Raw genomic sequence first — 20,174 nt, 5'->3', positions numbered from 1 at the left:
TCATGGAGTCCTACTACGAGTACCGGCACCTGGTCGGTTTCGAGGAGACCAACCTCGTCGGGAACGTCTACTACGTCAACTACATGCGCTGGCAGGGCCGGTGCCGGGAGATGTTCCTGCGGGACCAGGCGCCGGAGGTCCTGGCGGACATCCGCGACGACCTGAAGCTGTTCACCCTCAAGTGCGAGTGCGAGTTCTTCACCGAGATCACCGCGTTCGACGAGCTGTCGATCCGGATGCGGCTGGAGGACCTCACGCAGACCCAGATCGGCTTCGCCTTCGACTACGTGCGGCTGCGCGACGGGTTCGAGGAGCTGGTGGCCCGGGGGCGGCAGCGGATCGCGTGCATGCGCGGCCCGAACACCGACACCCGGCCGACCCGGGTGCCGGACACGCTGCGGGCGGCGCTGTCGCGGTACGCGGTGGCCCCCGCCGCGGGCGGCCAACGCAAGGTCCTCGAAGGCGTCGGGGAGGGCTGAGCGGTGACCAGAGCGGACCAGCGACCGGTCGCCGGCGCGGTGACGGTGCCCCCGCCGGCGACGGCGGCCAACCACGCCGAGCTGCGGGCGGTGATGGGGATGTTCGCCACCGGCGTGACGGTGGTGACGTCGGGCCGGGACCTGCCGCACGGCATGACCGCGAACGCGTTCACCTCGGTGTCGCTGGACCCGGCGATGGTGCTGGTGTGCGTGAAGCGCAGCTCGGTCATGCACGACACCGTCCTGGCGCAGGGCTCCTTCGCGGTGTCGATCCTGGCCGCCGGCCAGGAGGGGCTGGCGCGCTACTTCGCCAGCTCCAGCCGGCCCCGTGACGAGCGGGAGTTCGAGACGGTGCCGTGCGAGGCGGGACCGCACACCGGGGCGCCGATCGTGTCCGGGAACGTGGCCTGGGTGGAGTGCAAGCTGGCGGCCGTGTACGACGGCGGCGACCACTCCATCTTCCTCGGCTCCGTGCTCGGCACCGGCCGGGGTGACAGCAGCGACGCGCTGCTGTTCCACGGCGGCCGGTTCTGCGAGGTCGGCAAGGGTTGACCGGGTCGGCCCGGCGCCAGCCGGGCCGACCACCCGACGGCCGGGCGGCCACGCACCCCGCGTGGTCGCCCGGCCGTTCGCCGTGTCGCCGTCCACCGCTGCCGCCATCGCCGTTGGTCGTTGGCCGTCACCGACTGCCGTCGCCGGGCGCGCTGCCGGGGCAGCTCCACCGAGGGCGGTGGGGCTGACGGGTGCGCGGTAGAGCCCCTACGAGTGCTGGAGTCCGGCGGGGTCCTGGAGTCCGGCGGGGGCTGGGTCCGGCGGGGTCCTGGGCACACGGCGAGGCGCAACCGGCCGGGGAGCACCGGTTGCGCCAGGTTCGCCGGGCAGGCGGGTCAGGCCTCGTGGACGTGCATCGGCAGGCCACCGCGGACCCGCAGGGTCAGCATCGGCTCCGGCACCACCGGGTAGCCGGGCTGCAGCGACAGCCGCAGCTGCCGGGTCACGCAGGCGAGGACGAACACCGCCTCCATCAGCCCGAGGTTGTTGCCGACGCAGAAGCGCGGGCCGGCGCCGAACGGGATGTAGGCGTACCGCGGCCGGTCGGCGCGCCGGTCGGGGTCGAAGCGGTCCGGGTCGAAGCGGTCCGGATCGGGCCAGAACTCCGGGTGCCGGTGCAGGGTGTACGGGCAGAGCACCACGTCCGCGCCGGCGGGCACGTGCCAGCCGCCCACGACGTCGTCGCCCTGGGCGATGCGGGGCAGCAGCCACACCGGCGGGTACAGCCGCATCACCTCCTCGACCACCATCGCGGTGTACCGCAGCCGGTGCAGGTCCTCGTACGTCGGGTTGCGGTCGCCGAGCACCTCGACGGCCTCGGCGTGCATCCGCTCCCACACCTCGTGGTGCCGGTCGAGCAGGTAGAACGTCCAGGTCAGGGTGCTGGCGGTGGTCTCGTGCCCGGCCAGCAGCAGGGTGACCAGCTCGTCGCGCATCCGCTGCCGGGCCACCCGGGGGTCGGTCTCCCGGCTGGTCGACTCGATCAGCCGGGACACCACGTCGTCGCGGCCGGCGATCCCGCCGGGCTGCGCCCGCCGGTGCGCCACCAGCCGGTCGACGATCTCCTGCAGCTCGGCGCGCGCCCGGCGGAAGCGCCGCTGCCGGGGCAACGGCACCCACGGCGGCACGGCGCCCAGCGACATCATCTCGAAGATCGCCTGGTCCTGCACCGCCTCGAACGCCGCGCCGATGCCGCCGAACTCGCCGAGGTCGGCGTCGAGCAGCGTACGGCCCAGCACGCCGAGGGTCAGCTCGGTCATCTCGTGGCGGATGTCGACCGGGCCGGCGCCGACGGCGCGTTGCAGCCGGGCGGCCATCCGCACCGACTCCTCGGCGACCGCGTCGGCCTGGCGGGCGATGCGGCGGGCCTGGAACACCGGCTGGATCACCTTGCGCTGCTTGGTCCACAGCTCGCCCTCGCTGGTGAGCAGGCCGTCACCGAGGGTGCGGCGGGCGTGCACCAGCCCGATGCCCTTGTGGTAGTTGCCCGGGTTCTCGGCCAGCACGTGCTTGGCGTGGTCGGGGTGGTTGAAGAACCACAGCGTCTTCGGCCCCAGGGGCAGCCGCACCGCGTCGCCGTGCCGGGCGGCGACCGCCCGCATGACGTCGAGGCGGTTGCGGGCCATCCGCCCGAGCAGCACCGGTGCGGTCCACGGCGAGGGGCCCGGCGGGCGCACCCGGGCGGGGTCGGCGACCGCGGTCACGGCTGCACCCGGGCGTCGGCCCGGAACCGCGCGGCCACGGCCCGCCGCCACACCTCGTACGCGGGCAGGCCGGAGGCGTCCGGGCCGGCGGGGATCAGCTCGTCGGTGACCCGGCCCGCGTCGGCGGCCGACGCCCGGCAGAACACCTGCGTGGCGAGTTCCGTGTGCGGCACCAGCAGCCCCGCCCGGATCCGGGCCTGCGCGGCGAACGCGCTGGCCTGGGCGACGAACGGGGCGTGCTCGCCGGAGCGGGCCAGGAACAGCCGCAGCTCGTCGGCGGTGCACCCGCCCGCGTACGTCGCCGCGAGCCCGGCCCCGCTGTAGAGGTCCTCGTGCCGCGCCGCCGGGAACCGGTCGATCAGGTCGGCGGCGACGGTCGGGTCGCAGCCGGCGACGAACCAGGTGGCCCGGCCGATGCCCTGGTCGATGGCGCGGGCGGCGTACGCGGTGGGGCCCTCGGGCGGCCACGGGAAGTCGGTCACCGCGCGCTGGCCGTGCACGTACTCGGCGGTGTGGAAGTACGCCTGGTGGAAGCCGTAGCCGTCGTGCACGAGCCAGCGCAGCAGCGGATCGGTGGCCCCCGCCAGGGCCCGCCGCCACAGGAACTTCGGCAGCCGCGCCAGGGCCCAGCCGATCCCGACGTACGCCATGTAGACGTGCCGGTCGCCGGTGCCGGCGAGGAACTCGGCGCTGCGCCGGGGCGCGCCCGGGGTGAGCGCGTCGACCAGCGCGAAGCCCATGGCCGCGCCCTCGTAGGCGAACCCCTGGAAGCGGGTCGGCAGCGGGGCGAGGTCGGTGTCGACGTCGGTCACCCGGCGGGCGCCGGCGGCCGAGGAGAGCCCGGTCAGGAACGACGAGCCGACCGTCTCCAGGATGGTGCGTGACTCCGGGTTCTTGACGTGGAACCCCCGGGTGGAGACGAGGGTCTCCTTGACGTCGGGGGTGAGGACGCGGCGCCTGAGCGCCCTGATGGTGCCGGCCACCTGCTGCTCCCATTCATCCAGATTCGACGATTCAACTGCCCTATCCTCCCGGCCACCCGACGCCCGCAGCCACTTCCCGATTGCCCTCTGACCTGCGGCGAAGCGGCCGGGACAACGGCACGCTGGGAGTAGTGCGCCGACGCCACGCGGGACACGATCGAGCCGCCCGCCACCTCGGCGGCGGCGTCGCGCCGCGCGGCACGCGCCGGTCGCGGGCGGAGAGGAGCTCGCGATGTTGGTGCTCGTGACGGGCGGTACGGGCTTCGTCGGCGCGCACACGGTGGCGGCGCTCGTCGCGGCCGGGCACCGGGTGCGGGTGCTGGCCCGCGACCCGCGCCGGGTCGCCCCGGCCCTGTCCCCACTGTCCGTGCCGGACGACGCGGTGCAGGTGGTCGACGGCGACGTCGTCGACGAGACGGCGGTCGCCCGGGCGGTTCGTGGCGTGGACGCGCTGGTGCACGCCGCGTCGGTCTACTCGTTCGACAGCCGGTCGCACGAGGCGACCCGGCGGACCAACGCCCGCGGCACCGAGGTGGTGCTGGCGGCGGCCCGCCGGCTCGGGGTGGGGCGCTCGGTGCACGTGTCGACGTTCGGCGCGCTGGAGCCGTCCCCGGCCGGGACGGTGGGCCCGCAGTCGCCGCCGACCACGGCCCGGGAGACGTACCTGGCGAGCAAGGCCGCCGCGGAGCGGGTCGCCCGGGGCCACCAGGCGCACGGCGACCCGGTGGTGATCGCCTATCCGCCCGCCCTGCTCGGGCCGCACGATGCGAAGCTCGGCGACCAGAACGCCCGGCTGCGCAACGTGCTGCGCGGCCTGATGCCGATGTGGCCCACCGGCGGCTTCCCGGTCGGCGACGTCCGGGACACCGCCGCGCTGCTCGCGGAGCTGGCCACCGCGCCCGGCGAGGACGGCGGGCGGCACCTCGGCCCCGGCCGCTACCTGAGCACCCGCGACTACGTGCGGGCCGTCCGCGAGGCGACCGGCCGCCGGCTGCCCACGTTGTTCCTGCCGGCCCGGGCGATGCTGCCCTTCGCCTACGCCACCGACCTGGTGCAGCGGGTCTGGCCGTGGCACATCCCCGCCGAGTACGGGGCCTGCTACGTCTGCGCCACCGACGCCCGCCCACAGGACGTGGCCCGGTCGGCGGGGCCGGCGCCCCGGCCGATCGGCGAGACGCTCGTCGACACCGTGCGTTGGCTGCACCGCACGGGGCGGCTCACCGCCGGCCAGGCCGGCAGGGCCGGCACACCTGTCGTTCCCGCCGCGTCCGCGGCGGGTCCCGTCGAAGCCGCGGCGCCGCCGCGCAGGGAGGCACGATCATGACCATCGTCGAACCACACCCGTCCCGGCCGTCCGGGACCACCGCCGTGGCGGCCTACCGTCAGGTCCGGGTGGCCACGGCGCAGCTGCTGGCCGAGGCGCCGCCCGGCGCAGCCGCGCTGCCGGTGGCCCACTGTCCGGGATGGACCGTACGGGAACTCGTCGCGCACCTCGTGGAGGTCTGCGCCCGGGTGCACGGCCGGGTCACCGGCGACGTCCCCGGCCCGGCGCCCGACGGCGGGGTGCCGGAGCTGCTCGCCGAGTGGGAGCGGCTGAGCGGGCCGGTGGAGGGGTTCCTCGCCGGCCCGGGCTCGATGGACGGGCACATCCTGGTGATGGACGCGTTCACCCACGAGCTGGACCTGCGCCAGGCGCTGGGCGTCGCGCCGCCGGTCGCGCACCCGGCGCTGCCGGTGGCCTCCGGCGTCCTGCTGAAGGGGTTGTCCGCCTCGCTCGACGGCCACGGCCTGCCGCCGCTGGCGGTGCGGACCGAGCACGGCGACGCGGTGGCGGGGACGGGCGAGCCGACGGTGACCGTGGCCGGCCCCTGGCACGAGGTCTATCTGTCGCTGGCCGGTCGGCGCAGCGCGGCGCAGATCCGGTCGCTGCGGTGGAGCGCCGATCCGGGGCGCTGGCTGCCGGCGTTCACCTGGGGGCCGTTCCGGGTGCCGGAGTCGCCCGTCGCCGGCTCCGTGGGCTGAGCCTGCCGTACCACTGTCGGCTGCCGGCCGGTGCCCCGGGGCACCGGCCCGCCGCCTTCTTGCAAGGGGGATCGATCTGGGCGCATCGCCGGGTCCCGTTCGGCGCGCGCCCTCATCCCCCGGTGGCGGCCGCGCCGCCCGGTCCGCGGCCCCGTCGCGCCGGGCCGGGGCCCGGGGTCGGGGGTCGCCACCGCCCGGGGGCGGCGGTCACGACTTGGCCCGGTGCAGCACCCGTGACGGCCGGGCGGTACGCCGGTCGTTGCGGGCGAAGCCGCGGCGGTTGCGGGCGGCCGGGTCGGTGCTGTCCAGCTCGGGCAGCGCGATCAGGATGGGCAGGTCGAACACGCCGGTGTGGTGCAGCTCCAGGTCCACCGTGAGGTTGACGCCGGAGCCCACGGTGAGCGCGTCGTACGCGCCGACGGCGAGGGGGCGGCGCATGGACGGCCGGGCCGCGATGTCACCGAGCGCGATCGCCGCGGCGCGCAGGTACCACTCGCCCTCCGGCACGTCGCGCAGCACGTACTCGCCGGAGGCCTCCAGGATGTCGCAGGAGGCGGGCAGGCCCTGCACGATGGGGCTGTCGAAGACACCGACGTACACCTTGACCGGCACGTCGACCGGGGGCAGGACGAGGCGTCCGGAGATGGTGGCCCGGCGGCGCGGGCCGGTCGTGCGGGTGCGGGAGAGCTGCGGGATGCCGTTCTCGGCGAGCCAGCGGTAGCGGGCCGGCGAGATGCCCACGCTGCGGGTGAACCGGCTGATGAAGGTGCCCAGGCTGTTGTAGCCGACGGCGTAGGCGATGTCGGTGACGCTCATGTCGGTCTCGAGCAGCAGGTTCTTGGCCTTGTAGAGCCGGATCGCGGTCAGGAAACGGCCCGGCGAAGTGCCCGTCTTGGACCGGAACAGCCGAGAGAAGTAAAAGCGGCTGAGAAAGGCTGAATCGGCCATTGCATCGAGTGACAGAGGTTCGTGGTAACGATCCCACATGATCGAGATGGCTCTTTCGACGGCGTTGTGCACGGCCAATCACTCCATTCGGTGAACACGTTGGGGACACTCCGGCCACATCCGGGCAAGACCTGCCCGGGTATGGTGCCGCCGGTCGCGGGGGTCCCCCGCGACCGGCGACGTTGCCCTGCCCTGGGTCGCCACGACTTCGTTGTCGCACCGTGACGGAACAGGTGTTCGATCACCCGGCTTGAATTGTGGAGAAATGCCAGTCCACCGGCCTTGCCGGGTGGCGCCAGTGCGGACCGAAACACATCGGGCCGCGCTTACTGTGAGTGTCCTAAGTGGTCCGGATGGAGTAGGACGATACCATGCATGGAGATCAATCAATACGGAACTTTCGAATGTTCCCAGAGGCGGCGAGGCGATTTAATCTGACAGACGCAGCGATTATCCGAATTGGTCGGCGATGCCAGCCCTGTCCGCAGTTGATCACCGCGGGGCCGTGAGCTGGCCGCCCAGCCACCGGGCCGCGGCCATGGCCGACCAGGCGGAGACCTCGACCAGCGCCCGGTCGTCCAGGCCGGCCAGCCGGCAGCCGCGCACGACCGTCGCGTCCACCTGGTAGGACGCGAAGGCGACCAGCAGGGCCAGCCGGGCGACGGGCCGCTGGGGTTCGGGCAGCCCCTCGACCAGCCCCTCCACCCAGGCCCGGCTGATCCCCCGCGGACCGCCGTGCCAGCCGACCAGGTTGACCAGCACCAGGTCGCGGACCGCCTCGGGCACCGAGCGCCGGCCCGCCTCCTCGATCGCGGCGCAGGACCGGCCGAACGCCTCCGCGATCGTCGGGCTGCCGGCCGCCCAGGACAGGTCCGCCGGCAGCGGCGCGGCGGGCAGCAGGTCCAGCGAGAGACCCGGACCGTGCGGGCGTCGCGACGCGCTCATCATGGCCCAGCCGAGCACCCGCAGCACCATGGGCAGCGCCATCTCCGGCACCCCGGGCGGCAGCGGCACGTCGCGCAGGAACACGTTCACCACCCGGTTGAGGTAGTGCAGCAGCACCGCCACCCCGACCAGCTCCGGCGTCTGGGCGGCGGGGAACGGCGGCGGCTGCGGCGGGTTCCCGCCGGCCGGCATCGCCCAGCCGACGATCCCCTCCAGCTCCGCCGCGCCCGCGCCGGACCCCGGGTCGGGCCGGGTACGGCCGTCCACGCCGACGCCCACACCGACGCCGGTGAGCAGACCCAACGCGTTGTTGTGGATGGTCGCGCAGTAGGGGCAGGTGTTGCCCAGGGAGACCGCGGTCGCCACCGCCTCCTTGGCCGCGCGCGAGGCGGCCCCGGGGACGACCATCGTCTCCCGCAGCAGCAGCCACGCGGCGGCCAGCACCTCCGGCGCCGGGGCGTGCAGGGCCATCGGTGGGGCCAGCACACCGAAGTCCCTTTCCACCTGCCTGTACACCTCGGCCACCAGACCGCTGGCCCGCCCCCGCCGCACCGGGTCGACGTAACGGATCTGCGTCAACCCGAGCGCGCCCAGCACCGGTCGTAGAACACTTGCCGGCATCACGTACCTCATCCGTCTCTGTGAATTGAAAACAGGTTATCGGCGAAAAGTGCCTTCAGCCAGTAGGCAGTACGGTCCAACCGCGCCGTCGGTTCAACCGCAGGACAGTTCCCGCAGTAGGCAATCTGGGAGAGCACTCCAGCAGCGACGACGTGCCATCATGGGCCAGCGGAATCGCTGCCCGACCGCCGTCGCCAGCGTTTCCGTGTCGCCCCGCAGCCCCGTCGGAGATTGCTGCGGCCAGCACCGACAGCGGCCCTACTTCGTCGTGGAACGCACCGTCGTCCGCCTGGCCTCAGATCGCCCGAGCAACGAGGAGATGGCTCATGGAAACGACGACGAGACAGCCGGGAATCAGAGTCCCGATGATTGACGAGGATCAGGCGCAGGGCCGCACCGCCGAACTCTACGAAGAAATCAAGGCGGTCACCGGGTTGCCATTCGTGCCCGACATGTTCCGGCTCACCTCCACCAATCCGCGGCTGCTCGCGGTGGTGCTCGCCGGCTACGGCGGCATCTTCGGCGGGGACACCCTGCCCCGGCAGCTCAAGGAGCTGATCTCGGCCTGGACGTCCAAGCTGAACGGCTGCCCGTACTGCGTCGGGACGCACAGCTGGTTCCTGAGCCAGTTCGGCGGCAGCGACGAGCTGCTGGAGGCGGTGTCGGACGCCGACAGCGTCGAGGACCTGCCCGTCGACGAGCGCACCATGCCGCTCATGCGGCTGGTGACGAAGGTGAGCACCGGCGCGTACAAGATCACCGACGCGGACTGGGAGCAGGCCGCCGCCGCCGGCTGGAGCGACGCCGAGATGCTCGAGGCGGTCTTCTGCGCCTGCCTGTTCGCGTTCATCAACCGGCTGGTCGACGCCACCGGACTGGGCTCCTCGGTCGACCGCAGCCGCATCGCGCGGCTGGGCGACGAGTGACCCGCGGCCGGGAAGGGACGCCATCATGACCCAGTCACGCGCCATCCTGCTGACCGGCGCCTCGTCGGGCACCGGCATGTCCTCGGGCAGCGGCAAGGCCACCGCGCTGCGGCTGCACCGGGCCGGCTGGCCGGTCTACGCCACCGGACGCAACGTGGAGGCCCTGGCCGACCTGGCCGACGAGGGCATCACGGTGCTCTACCTCGACGTCAACGACGAGGAGTCGATGACCGCCGCGGTCAAGCGGATCACCGACGAGCACGGCGCGGTCGGCACGCTGATCAACAACGCCGCGTACAGCCTCAACGGCACCATCGGCGAGACCCCGATGGACGAGGTCCGCGCCCAGTTCGAGACGAACGTCTTCGGGCTGTGCCGGCTCACCCAGCTGGTCCTGCCCGGCATGCGGGAGCAGGGCGGCGGCCGGATCATCATGATGTCGTCGATCTTCGGCATGTTCGCCACCCCGGGCCGGGGCTACTACCAGGCCACCAAGCACGCGCTGGAGGCCATCAGCGACTCGCTGCGCCTGGAGGTCGCCCCGTTCGGCATCAAGGTGGTGGTGCTCCAGCCGGCGCCCATCCTGGGCGGCTTCGTCCCCGACAGCGTCGCCGACCTGGGCATGGACACCCACGACAACCCCGCCCTGTACCGGGACTTCTGGGAGCACTTCGTCGACTGGCACCAGGCGTACCGGCTCAGCGACAACCCGCCGCTGCGCGGCAAGATCGCCGTCCGCGCCGAGAACGTCGCCAAGGTCCTGGAGACGGCGGTGTCCACCCCGAACCCGCGCATCCGCTACCGGCTCGGCATGCCGCCGCGCCTGCTGCCGAAGATGCGGGCGATGATCGGTGAGCGCGGGTGGGAGAAGTTCGTCCGCGCGTTCTTCCCCATCCCCTGACCGCCCGCACGAGCGGCGCCGACGAATCTCGTCGGCGCCGCTGCGCGTCGCCCGGGGTGCCGTCACGTGCGGTCGCCCGTCAGGCCCGGGACTCGTCGATGCGCAGAGACCGCGCCCGCCCGCCGCGCGGGCGCAGCCACAGCAGGGCGACGACCACGACCAGCACCACGCCGTCGACGAACAGCAGGAAGGCGCTGAAGCCGTCGATGCCGTGCCCGTGCGCGTCGACCACGACATTGGTGCTGGCCTGGCGCGCCGCGTCGTCCAGGGGGGCCGGCGCGACGCCGGTGCCCGCGCTGAACCGGTACGCCCCGGTGCTGGTCGTGCCGTCGGCGAAGGTGACGTGGTAGGCCACGGTGTAGTCGCCGGCGGCGTCGACGCGCAGCGGCAGCCGCAGCCGGGTGGAGCCGACGCGGGTCGGCTCGGCGTCGGTGAGCCGCCCGCCGGCGGCGTCGAGCACCGCCACGTGCGACTGTCCCTCGTCGACCTCGGCGTCGAAGCCCAGGGTCACCTCGGCCGGCGCGGTGGTGAGCACCGCGCCGGCCGACGGTTCGGCGGAGACCGGGCCATCGGCGGCCCGGGCCGCACCGGGGGTGAGCGCGAGCAGCCCGGCGACCGCCGCCGCCACGGCGGTGGCCGCCGCCCGGCGACGGCCACCGGACGGGCGGCTCAGCTCACGCGGCATGGGGGGCGAGGGACCGGCCGGCGACGCGGTGCCCGACGCAGCTGCACGTCATCAGCTCCTGCTCCTGCCGGTTCGGCCGCAGGTGCAGGTACATCGCGATCACCATGGGGATGAAGACCACGGAGTTGTAGAACAGGTGCAGCTCCACCCGCGGCAGCACGAGCTGCAGGATGCTGGTCGGCACCTTCTGGCCGAAGAACATGGTGCCGGACTGCACCTGCCACAGCAGCAGGAAGTGCTCGATGTGGTGCCAGAACTGGATGGCCAGCGCCACGGTCCACCAGGTGCGGGCGCGGCCGACGAAGCCCCGGCGCAGCGCGAAGAGGAAGACCAGCATCACGATGGCGTAGCCGTAGTGCAGCCACTCGGAGGAGACCAGCCACGGGTAGAACTGCCCGAGCACCCCCCGCGCCTTCGGCCGGGGCATGCCGAGCACCCAGATCTGGTACGCCTGGACCAGGTGCTCGGCCCAGTGCGCCAGCACGACGAAGAGGAAGACGTTGAGGGCGGCCCGGTGGTGGGCCCCGTTGAGCCGGCCGAGCAGCCCCGAGGACGGAGCAGCGGTGGAGAGGGGTTGGGACATCTTTTGCACCTTCCGTAATGACGCGGGAGAGTGGAAACGCGGGAGAATCGCCAGACGGCCCGTGCGAAACGAGACAGCGGCTGCCGCGAAGCTAACCGCCCGACCCGCGCCGCAGTTCCTCCAGATTGCCCAGGTGCTGTCGGAAACCCGTCCGTTCTCCGGGCGTCGGGTCAGGAACCGATCCAGTTGGCGTGGAATCCGCTGGGCACCCGGCCGGGCAGGTGCACGACGGCCACCGGCTCCCCGGTGAAGTCGCCGGCGTCGAGCACGACCAGGTCGCTGCGGCCGGTGCGCCCGTCGTGGACGTACGTCAACAGCCAGCCGTCGTCCTCGGCCGAGAGCGGCCCGCGCGGGACGAACACCGCCTCCCCCGCCTCCCGGTGCGGCCCGAAGTCGTGCACCGCCACCTCCCGACGCAGCAGGTCGTGACGCAGCAGCGCCGAGCCGCCCAGCACCCCCGCGCCGGACTGCATGGCCACCGTGTAGGCGTACCGGTGCCGCATCGTCTTGCGGCGCTCGTCGATGCGGGGGAACTCCTGGGGAATGTCGTCGAGCTGCTCGGCGGCGACGGTGCCCCGGGTCAGGTCCAGCGTCCAGCGCCACAACGTCGGCGCGGACTCTCCCGGGGCGTGCAGGTCGCGGTCGAAGACCCGGTCGTGGCGCACCACGTCGACCACGCAGGTGTCGTCGACCTCGTAGGCGTTGACGGGGTGGAAGACGTAGCAGGGGTCGACGTCGAACCAGCGCACGTCGGCGCCGCGCCCCTCGCGGGGCAGCAGCCCGAGCCGCGCCGCACGCCCGCGCTGCCACGCGTACGGGAAGCGGGAGCCCGCCCGGGCCAGCGTCGGCGAGAAGGTGACCGGGAGGTCGAACAGCACCGAGTGCCGGTCGGTCAGCGCCAGCGAGTGCATCAGCGGCGGCCCGGCGACCTCGATGCGCTCGCTGCGGCGCACCCGCCCCTCGGGGGTCAGCACGAGGTGCTCGACGTAGGGCAGCTCGTGGTAGTAGGCCACGGCGAACAGCTCGCCGGTGACCGGGTCGCACTCGGCGTGGGCGGCGAAGCCGTGCGGCAGGGTGGCGTCGAAGTCGATGCGGGCCACGGAGCCCAGCTCGTCGTCCAGCTCGACCGGCAGCACGCCGGCCTCGCCGAGGGCGAGGGTGCGCCCGCCGTGCCGGATGACGTTGGCGTTGGCATTGTCGGACAGCCCGTGCCGCGGGCCGGGAAGGGCGAGCTCGCCCAGGGCTCGGGTGGTGCGGTCGGTGCGGATCCACCGGTTGCGATACCACAGCGCGCGGCCGGAGCGCAGGCGCACGCCGTGCACCATGCCGTCGCCGACGAGGGCGTGGCCGGGCCGGTCGCCGCCCACCGGGTTGGGCCCGATGCGCACGAAGCAGCCGTCCAGCTCGGCGGGCAGCCGCCCGGTGACCGTCAGGTCGAGCTCCGTCGCCTCGGTGGCGACGGGGCGCCGGTTGTCGTTGCGGTAGGGGGTTCTGGGGGCGAGGGCGACGACGCTCATTGCGGCCTCCACGAGCTGGGGCGATCTTTTTGCGTATCGCGGTTACGTAACAGCGTTACTTCATCGAAGGTACGCCGGGCGTGAGATCATGTCAACGTGAGTCCGCGCCGAATCGACCCGACCCTGGCGACCGCCCTGCTGGAGGCCGCGGCCAGACTGCTGGCCGAGGAGGGCGCCGCCGGCCTCACCACGCGTCGCCTCGCCGCCGCCGTGGGCGCCTCGACCACGGCCGTCTACACGCACTTCGGCGGCATGGACAACCTGGTCCGGGCGATGGTGCACGAGGGCTTCGCCCGGCTGCACCGGCGGATGTCGACCGTGCGGGCCACCTCCGACGCGGTCGCCGACGTGATGGCGCTCGGCTACGCGTACCGGGCCAACTCCCTCGACCACCCGCAGCTCTACCAGGTCATGTTCGGCAGCGCCGCGCTCGGCGGGTTCGCTCTGTCCGAAGGCGACCGGCAGCACGGCAAGTACACGCTCCAGCCGCTGGTCGACGCGGTGGCCCGGGCCACCGAGCAGGACCGGTTCCGGGCCGGGGACCCGCTGCTGGTCGCGCAGAACATGTGGATCGCCCTGCACGGGCTGGTGAGCCTCGAACTCGGCGGCTACCTGATCGACCCGTACGACGCCGACGTCTGCTTCGAGGCGCAACTGCGCTCGCTGATGGTCGGCGCGGGCGACGACTACGAGGCGACCGCCGCCTCGCTGGCCCGGGCCCGCCGGCGGCGCTCCCCCCGCGCCTGACAGCACGCCGACGGCGACACGGCGCGGCGGAGACCGCGCGGCGACGGCGCACGGCGGTCCTGCGCCCCGCGACGGCGCACGGCAACCGCGGAGAAGCGACGCGCATCCCCCGGTGTGATGCTCAGGACGGGTCCCGAGCACGTCCGCAATGGAAGCGCATCCACTCCTGTCCGCCCACGCCGGCAGGATCGCCCATCCCCCACGCACCGAAGGACGCCGATGATGCACGGAATCGATTATCTGGTGGTCGGATCCGGCTCCGCCGGAGCCGCGCTGGCCGCCCGGCTCAGTGAGGACCCCGCCCGCCGGGTGCTGCTGCTGGAGGCGGGCCCCGACTTCGCGACGGTGGCCGAGACGCCGACCGACCTGCTCGATGGCAGCGCCATGTCGATGGACCGCCACGACTGGCACTTCAAGGCCGAGATCACCGACCGGCGGCGGATCATCTTCCCGCGCGGGAAGGTCACCGGCGGTTCCTCCGCCGTCGGCGCGACCATCGCGCTGCGCGGCACCCCGAACAACTTCGACGAGTGGGCCGAGCTGGGCAACCCGGCCTGGGCCTGGGACGAGGTGCTGCCGTTCTACAAGCGGCTCGAGGACGACCAGGACTTCGACAACGAGTACCACGGCAAGGGCGGCCCCATCCCGATCCACCGGTTCACGCCCGACGAGATGACCCCGGTGCAGCACGTGTTCCGCGACGCCTGCGTCAAGGCCGGCTTCCCCGAGGTCGAGGACCACAACCACCCGGAGGCCACCGGCGTCGGCCCCATCCCGTCCAACCGCCAGGGCAGCCACCGGTTCTCCACCGCGATGGGGTACCTGGCCGAGGCGCGCGGCCGGGAGAACCTGGAGATCCGCTCCGGGGTCCAGGTCAACCGGGTGCTGTTCACCGGCAACCGGGCGCGCGGCGTCGAGGTCGCCAAGGCCGGCGGCGGCACGGAGGTGATCGAGGCCGGCACCGTCGTGCTGGCCGCCGGGGCGGTCAACTCGCCCGCCATCCTCATGCGCTCGGGCATCGGCCCGGCCGGTGACCTGCGGCGGCTGGGCATCGACGTGGTGCTGGACCGGCCCGGGGTGGGCGCGGACCTGATCGACCACCCACGTACCGGCGCGTTCATGGTGCCGCAGGAGGGGAGCTTCAGCCCCGAGGACCCGTTCCTGCAGACGATCCTGCGGACCACCGCGCCGGGGTCGACGGAGTTCAACGACCTCCAGTACTACATGATCAACCACTTCGACCTGACGCTCTTCCCCGAGCTGCAGATGCTGGCCGCCGCGAAGACGATCTTCGGGGTGATGGTCGTGCACCAGCGGCCCGAGTCCCGGGGACGGCTCACCCTCACGTCGGCCGACCCCACCGCCCCGCCGGACGTCGTGCTCAACTTCCTCGACACCGAGCGCGACATCCAGACCCTCGTCGACGCCGTGCGCCAGTGCTGGCAGTTCATGCAGACGGCGGGCATCAACGACCAGGGGCAGCGGTTCGTGGTGCTCGGCGAGGACATGGTCGCCGACGACGAGCTGATGCGCCACTACGTCAGGCTCAGCCTCGACAGCGGCTACCACCCCGTGGGCACCGCCCGGATGGGCGCGGCCGGCGACGAGGGCGCGGTCGTCGACGAGCGGCTGCGGGTGCACGGCACCGAGGGCCTCTACGTCTGCGACGCCTCCGTCATGCCGTCGATCGTCAACTGCAACACCAACCTCACCTCCATCATGATCGGTGAGCGGCTCGCCGACTGGCTCCGGCAGTCCTGACCGGTCCCCACCGACACGGGCGTCCCGCGGTGCGAAACCCCGCGGGGCGCCCGTCTCACTGTGGGTCCTGGGGGGGCCGGGCCTGGGGTTTCGGGGCCTGCCTGGGGTCTCGTGGCCTGGGGTCTCGCGACCTGGGGCGGTCCGGGAGCGGGCACGGTGGCCGGCGGCGCGGCGCGGCGCGTGCCGCTTCCCGGCACACTCGCGTGCCGACTAGGGAGCTGAGTCAGCTACGACATCACGTCGGATCACGCCGGCCAGCGCGGCGCCCCGGGGGCCGGGCCGGTGCCGCTCGGCTCGCCGACAGGCACTGCGCTGGCCGGTGATGTCGTAGCTGACTCAGCTGCGTAGGCGCCGGCGGGACCAACCTCTACCGACCGCTGCAGGCGGGACCGACCGCCGCGCGCGGGTTCCCCGCGCGCCCTCGCGCCGGCACCGCCGGCAGGCCGGCGCCCCAGCCGCCTGAGACAGGCAGCGCCCCGACAGCCGCCGCCCGACGCGCCGCGGGCCGCCCGCCGGATGGCGGACGGCCCGAGGCGCGACCACGCGGTGTACGGAGCGCCCAGGGGGGTGTGGGACCGACGCTCCGTACACCGCGGTCGACAGGCGCGCTGGGGGCGCCTAGACCGTGTTCTCGCTGACCTTTCGCGGCACCGGCACCGGCGCGGGCTGCTGCGCCTCGGCCGTGGGCACCGGCTCCTGCCGCTCGGCGGCGGACGACGACGGCCCGGCCGGGACGCCCCGGTCCCGCAGGCCGATCCAGATCAGCGCCACGGACACCAGGATCACCACGATCTGCACCTGCATGGCGAAGTGGACGCCATCCAGCACGTCCGTGCGGGCGGCCACGAGCGCCCCGAAGATCGGGATGCCGATGGTGACCGCGATCTGCTGGGCCAGGGTGGCCAGGCCGGTCGCCAGGCCCTGCTGCGAGTCGTCAAGGCCGGAGGTGGCGGTCACCGTGTAGGCGACGACGGCCGTGACGTGCCCGAAGTACATCAGGAACAGCGACGGCACGATCAGGGCCAGGCTCGGCGTGGTCGACGTGCCGGTCAGCAGCAGCGGGACGGTGGTCAGGCCCTGCGCCAGCAGGCCGACGGCGAGGACGTTGCGGTAGCCGTACCTGCCGATCATGCGGCCGGCGATGACGCCGGCGACGACGGCCACCAGGCCCGGCCCGCCGAACACCAGACCGGTGGTGAACGGGGCCATCTTGAGCACGTCCTGCATGTAGAGGGTGAGGCCGAAGTTGACGCCGCTGGCCATCACGAAGGCGACGATGCCGCCGTAGTTGCCCCACTTGATGTTCGGCCGGTTGAGCAGGGTGAGCGACACCAGGGGCGCCTTGGCCTTCAGCTCGACGAACCAGAAGGCCGCGATGAGCACCGCGCCGACCACGAGGGCGATCCAGCTCTGCATGCTCACGCCGTAGACCAGGGCGAGCAGGCCGGCGGTGACCGTGACGGCGCCCGGCACGTCGAGCTTGACGCCGGCGGGACGGACGCTCTCCTTGATCACCAGCGGGGTCAGCACCATGATGGCGACCGCCACCGGCACGTTGATCCAGAACGCCCAACGCCAGTCCAGGGCGCTGACCAGGCTGCCGCCGACCAGGGCGCCGACGGTGAAGCCACCGGAGAGCAGCGCGCCGTTGAGGCCGAGCACCCGGGCCCGGGCCCGCTCGTCGGAGACGGTCGTGATCAGCAGCGCCATCGCGGCCGGGATGGCGATCGCGTTGGCGAAGCCCTGCAGCACGCGGGCGCTGAGCAGCATCGCCGCGTTGGTCGCGAAGCCGCCGAGCAGCGAGGCCACGGTGAGCAGCGCGATGCCGGTCAGGAACAGCCGCCGCCGGCCGAACAGGTCGGCGATCCGGCCGAACAGGAGCGTGAAGCCGGCGGCGGGCAGCGCGTACGCGCTGGCCACCCACGGCAGGTCGGCCAGCGAGAGGCCGACGCCCTCCCCCATGCGGGGCAGCGCCACGTTGAGGATCGAGAAGTCGACCGACAGCATGAACTGCGCGCCGAGCAGGACGAATAGGGCAAGTTTCTGCGCGGAGCTGAGCTGCTCCGACGTGCTCTGGTTCTCCGCCATGACCACGAACCCTAGGTAGCCGCGGCCCTGCTACCCATCTCCCTGCCATGCGTACCACTGGCAGTGGCACCCTCGGCACCCGCCGTGCCGGTCCCGTTCCACGCTACCCGCACGGCGCTCTCTTCGAGCTTGCTCTATTTCCCGCCCGCCGTCGAGAGGCACCGGCTGCCCGGGGACCGCGGCCCCGGGCAGCCGGCGGGCGATCAGTCGACGAGCACTCCGCATCCGACGGTGGTGATCGAACCGGTGAGGCCGCTGGACAGGTCCGAGGCGAGGTACACGGCGGTGCCGGCCACGTCGGCCAGGGTCACCGCCCGGCCCAGCAGCGGGTTCGGCATGCCCGGCTTGGCGGCGAGCATGTCCTCCAGCGTCGCCCCGTTGGCCTCGGCCGCGCGCCGCCACGTCTCGCGGACGTACGAGCCGTGCTGCACGCTCTCCGGGATCGCATCGGGACGCAGGCAGACCACCCGCACCCCGAACGGGCCCACCTCGCCGGCCAGTTCCCGGGCCAGCGACTCGATGCCGGCGCAGGCTACGCCGAAGCCGCCCGAGGGCATGGGCGCCCGCGCGGCGGACGTCGACAGCACCACGATGACGCCGCTGCGCTGCTCCACCATCCGCCGCGCCGCCGCCGCAGTGGTGAGGAACTGGGTGCGCACGAAGGTGTTCATCGGCAGCAGGAAGTCGTCCAGGGACAGCTCGCGCAGCGGGACGCCCTGCACGTGGTCCAGGCCGACGGCGTTGAACGACACGTCGATGCCCCCGGCCCGCTCGGCGACCAGCTCCGCGTGGGCGTCGACCGCCTCCGGGTCGAGCGCGTCGACCTGGTGGGCGTACGCCCGGCCGCCGTCGGCGGCGATCTCCTTGGCGAGCATCTCGACCCGGTCCAGGCGGTGGCCGGCCAGGTACACGGTGGCGCCCTCCCGGGCGTAGGCGCGCGACACCGCGCTGCCCAGCGCGCCCGCGGCGCCGTAGACGATCGCCGTCCTGTTCTCCAGCAGCATGTCTGATCCCCTCGTCGTGGGCGGGTCCGGCGGCGCCGGACCAGGTTCGTCAGACCGACGGGCGACCCTCGGGGAAATATACATTTGCTGCCGATTTATTTGGCTTGATCCGCAGAGGTGCCGGTCACCTCCGCCAGACGGTCCCGCAGGTAGCGGCGCTCGACGTCGTTGCCGGCGAGCCCGAGTGCCCGCCGGTACGCCCCGGCCGCGTCGGCCCGCCGGTCCAGCCGGCGCAGCAGGTCGGCGCGGACGGCCGGGACGAGGTGGTGACCGGCCAGCTCGCCGGAGCGCTCCACCTGCTCCAGCAGCTCCAGCCCGCGCAGCGGGCCGTGCGCCATCGCGACCGCCACCGCCCGGTTGAGCAGCACCACGGCCGAGGGCGTCAGCTCGGCCAGCTCGGCGTAGAGCCCGGCGATCTGGGCCCAGTCGGTGCGCGCGGCGTCGGGGGCGCTCGCGTGGCAGGCCGCGATCGCCGCCTGCACCTGGTAGGGGCCCGGCCGCCCGTGGCGCAGCGCCCGCTCCAGCAGGTCCACCCCCTCGGCGATGCGGCCCCGGTCCCACCGCCGGCGGTCCTGCCGCTCCAGCGGCACCAGGTCGCCGTGCGCGTCCGTGCGGGCGTCGCGCCGGGCGTCGTGCAACAGCATCAGCGCGAGCAGCCCGAGGGTCTCCGGATCGTCGGGCAGCAGCCGGGCCAGCAGGCGGGCCAGTCGCACGGCCTCCGCGCACAGCCCGCGCCGCAGCAGGTCCGCGCCGGCCGTGGCGGCGTACCCCTCGGTGAACAGCAGGTACAGCACCGCGCGCACCGCCGCGGCCCGGCCGGGCAGCTCGGCGGCCGGCGGCAACTCGCCGCGCAGGCCGGCCTCGCGGACGCCGCGCCGGGCCCGCACCAGCCGCTGCGCGAGGGTCCCCGGCGTGACCAGGAGGGCGCGGGCGATCTCGGCCGGGCCGAACCCCACGACGGTACGCAGGGTCAGCGCGACCTGCGACGTCAGCGACAGCGCGGGATGGCAGCAGGTGAAGATCAGCCGGAGCTGGGCGTCGCGGATCACCGGCGGCACCGGCGGGGCGTCGTCGTACGCCGACAGGGTGACCGCGGCCTCGCGCAGCCGGGCGGCGGCCATGCTCTCGTGCCGCAGCCGGTCGACGGCCCGGTTGCGCGCCACGGTCGTCAGCCAGGCCCCGGGCCGGCGTGGCACGCCCTCACCGCGCCAGCGCTGCACCGCGGCGGCGAACGCGTCCTGCACGCAGTCCTCGGCCAGGGCCCGGTCCCCGGTGAGGGCGACCAGTGTGCCGACGAGCTGGCGGTATTCCCGGCGGAACGCCGCGGCCACCGCGGCGTCGACCGTGAAGGTCACCGGCTCCAGACCGGCCTCACCTCGATGGCGCCCAGCTCGGCGAACGGGTGCAGGGCGGCCAGCTCCGTCGCCTCGTCGAGGTCGGCGCAGCGCAGCAGGACGAACCCGCCCACCTGCTCCCGGGCCTCGACGAACGGCCCGTCGGAGACCAGCGTGGCACCGGCCCGGGAGCGCACCGTGCGGCCGGCGCGGCCGGGGCGGAGCCGCTGCCCGCCCGCGAACGCCCCGCGCCGGCGCACCTCGTCGAGCCAGGCCCGGTGCCGGGGGTGGTCGTCGATCTCCGCGGGGCTCAGCTCGCCGGCCTCGTCGTGATAGATCACCAGTGCGTACTCCACCCTCGCCCTCCCAGGTCCG

The 20,174-nt window shown here is 73.5% G+C and carries 19 protein-coding genes; 8 read left to right on the top strand and 11 right to left on the bottom strand.

Annotation, left to right across the window (positions count from 1 at the left end; genetic code table 11):
• The first annotated feature begins 2 nt into the window (after window positions 1-2).
• Both TK50_RS30950 and TK50_RS30945 read left to right on the top strand, forming a co-directional pair.
• Window positions 3-479: an acyl-CoA thioesterase gene (locus TK50_RS30950; protein WP_043969052.1), complete on the top strand. Its 477-nt coding sequence runs from the start codon at window positions 3-5 to the stop codon at window positions 477-479.
• 39 nt (window positions 480-518) lie between these two features.
• Entirely contained in the window at window positions 519-1,031 is a 513-nt protein-coding gene (locus TK50_RS30945) for a flavin reductase family protein (protein ID WP_043969628.1), read from the top strand.
• A 335-nt stretch (window positions 1,032-1,366) separates the two neighbouring features.
• Here TK50_RS30945 and TK50_RS30940 read toward each other — a convergent pair whose 3' ends face one another.
• Entirely contained in the window at window positions 1,367-2,734 is a 1,368-nt protein-coding gene (locus TK50_RS30940) for a cytochrome P450 (RefSeq protein ID WP_043969051.1), read from the bottom strand.
• Window positions 2,731-3,717, bottom strand: a complete 987-nt coding sequence (locus tag TK50_RS30935; RefSeq protein WP_043969050.1) for a DUF1702 family protein — start codon at window positions 3,715-3,717, stop codon at window positions 2,731-2,733. The genes TK50_RS30940 and TK50_RS30935 overlap by 4 nt, the downstream gene beginning before the upstream one ends.
• A 232-nt stretch (window positions 3,718-3,949) precedes the next feature.
• Here TK50_RS30935 and TK50_RS30930 point away from each other — a divergent pair, with 232 nt between their 5' ends.
• A complete protein-coding gene (locus TK50_RS30930) occupies window positions 3,950-5,041 on the top strand; it encodes an SDR family NAD(P)-dependent oxidoreductase (RefSeq protein ID WP_043969049.1) in 1,092 nt (363 codons plus the stop codon).
• Window positions 5,038-5,739, top strand: coding sequence for a maleylpyruvate isomerase family mycothiol-dependent enzyme (locus tag TK50_RS30925; RefSeq protein ID WP_052504032.1), 702 nt, complete (start codon window positions 5,038-5,040; stop codon window positions 5,737-5,739). The genes TK50_RS30930 and TK50_RS30925 overlap by 4 nt, the downstream gene beginning before the upstream one ends.
• Before the next feature lie 207 nt (window positions 5,740-5,946).
• Here the strand turns inward: TK50_RS30925 and TK50_RS30920 are convergent, their stop codons facing one another.
• Together TK50_RS30920 and TK50_RS30915 are read right to left on the bottom strand one after the other, a co-directional pair.
• On the bottom strand, window positions 5,947-6,726 hold the full coding sequence (locus tag TK50_RS30920) for a helix-turn-helix transcriptional regulator (protein WP_255700159.1): 780 nt from the start codon (window positions 6,724-6,726) through the stop codon (window positions 5,947-5,949).
• Between the two features lie 453 nt (window positions 6,727-7,179).
• On the bottom strand, window positions 7,180-8,253 hold the full coding sequence (locus tag TK50_RS30915; RefSeq protein ID WP_043969047.1) for a carboxymuconolactone decarboxylase family protein: 1,074 nt from the start codon (window positions 8,251-8,253) through the stop codon (window positions 7,180-7,182).
• A gap of 365 nt (window positions 8,254-8,618) precedes the next feature.
• On the opposite strand from TK50_RS30915, the gene TK50_RS30910 reads away from it, so the two are divergent.
• Window positions 8,619-9,179, top strand: coding sequence for a carboxymuconolactone decarboxylase family protein (locus TK50_RS30910; RefSeq protein WP_228986231.1), 561 nt, complete (start codon window positions 8,619-8,621; stop codon window positions 9,177-9,179).
• Window positions 9,180-9,204: 25 nt separating this feature from the next.
• Window positions 9,205-10,080, top strand: a complete 876-nt coding sequence (locus tag TK50_RS30905) for an SDR family NAD(P)-dependent oxidoreductase (RefSeq protein ID WP_043969044.1) — start codon at window positions 9,205-9,207, stop codon at window positions 10,078-10,080.
• Between the two features lie 79 nt (window positions 10,081-10,159).
• Here the strand turns inward: TK50_RS30905 and TK50_RS30900 are convergent, their stop codons facing one another.
• The 3 genes from TK50_RS30900 to TK50_RS30890 form a co-directional block, all read right to left on the bottom strand.
• Entirely contained in the window at window positions 10,160-10,765 is a 606-nt protein-coding gene (locus TK50_RS30900) for a copper resistance CopC family protein (protein WP_052504031.1), read from the bottom strand.
• Window positions 10,755-11,348, bottom strand: a complete 594-nt coding sequence (locus tag TK50_RS30895) for a hypothetical protein (protein WP_043969043.1) — start codon at window positions 11,346-11,348, stop codon at window positions 10,755-10,757. The genes TK50_RS30900 and TK50_RS30895 overlap by 11 nt, the downstream gene beginning before the upstream one ends.
• A 170-nt stretch (window positions 11,349-11,518) precedes the next feature.
• Window positions 11,519-12,865, bottom strand: coding sequence for a carotenoid oxygenase family protein (locus tag TK50_RS30890; RefSeq protein WP_043969041.1), 1,347 nt, complete (start codon window positions 12,863-12,865; stop codon window positions 11,519-11,521).
• Window positions 12,866-12,961: 96 nt separating this feature from the next.
• Here TK50_RS30890 and TK50_RS30885 point away from each other — a divergent pair, with 96 nt between their 5' ends.
• Window positions 12,962-13,612, top strand: a complete 651-nt coding sequence (locus TK50_RS30885) for a TetR-like C-terminal domain-containing protein (protein ID WP_043969040.1) — start codon at window positions 12,962-12,964, stop codon at window positions 13,610-13,612.
• Between the two features lie 219 nt (window positions 13,613-13,831).
• Window positions 13,832-15,373, top strand: coding sequence for a GMC family oxidoreductase (locus tag TK50_RS30880; RefSeq protein WP_043969039.1), 1,542 nt, complete (start codon window positions 13,832-13,834; stop codon window positions 15,371-15,373).
• 618 nt (window positions 15,374-15,991) lie between these two features.
• Here TK50_RS30880 and TK50_RS30875 read toward each other — a convergent pair.
• From TK50_RS30875 to TK50_RS30860, 4 genes are all read right to left on the bottom strand, one after another.
• Window positions 15,992-17,461: an MFS transporter gene (locus TK50_RS30875; RefSeq protein WP_043969038.1), complete on the bottom strand. Its 1,470-nt coding sequence runs from the start codon at window positions 17,459-17,461 to the stop codon at window positions 15,992-15,994.
• A 203-nt stretch (window positions 17,462-17,664) separates the two neighbouring features.
• Window positions 17,665-18,465: an SDR family NAD(P)-dependent oxidoreductase gene (locus TK50_RS30870; protein ID WP_043969037.1), complete on the bottom strand. Its 801-nt coding sequence runs from the start codon at window positions 18,463-18,465 to the stop codon at window positions 17,665-17,667.
• A 95-nt stretch (window positions 18,466-18,560) separates the two neighbouring features.
• Window positions 18,561-19,820: an RNA polymerase sigma factor gene (locus TK50_RS30865; protein WP_043969036.1), complete on the bottom strand. Its 1,260-nt coding sequence runs from the start codon at window positions 19,818-19,820 to the stop codon at window positions 18,561-18,563.
• Entirely contained in the window at window positions 19,817-20,155 is a 339-nt protein-coding gene (locus tag TK50_RS30860; protein WP_043969035.1) for a YciI family protein, read from the bottom strand. Before TK50_RS30860 ends, TK50_RS30865 begins: the two co-directional genes overlap by 4 nt.
• Window positions 20,156-20,174: the final 19 nt, after the last annotated feature.

The sequence above is a fragment of the Micromonospora haikouensis genome, from assembly GCF_000876225.1.
Classification (GTDB): domain Bacteria; phylum Actinomycetota; class Actinomycetes; order Mycobacteriales; family Micromonosporaceae; genus Micromonospora; species Micromonospora haikouensis.
Note: the sequence above shows the minus strand (reverse complement) of the source record. Positions and strands in the feature narration are given on the sequence as shown.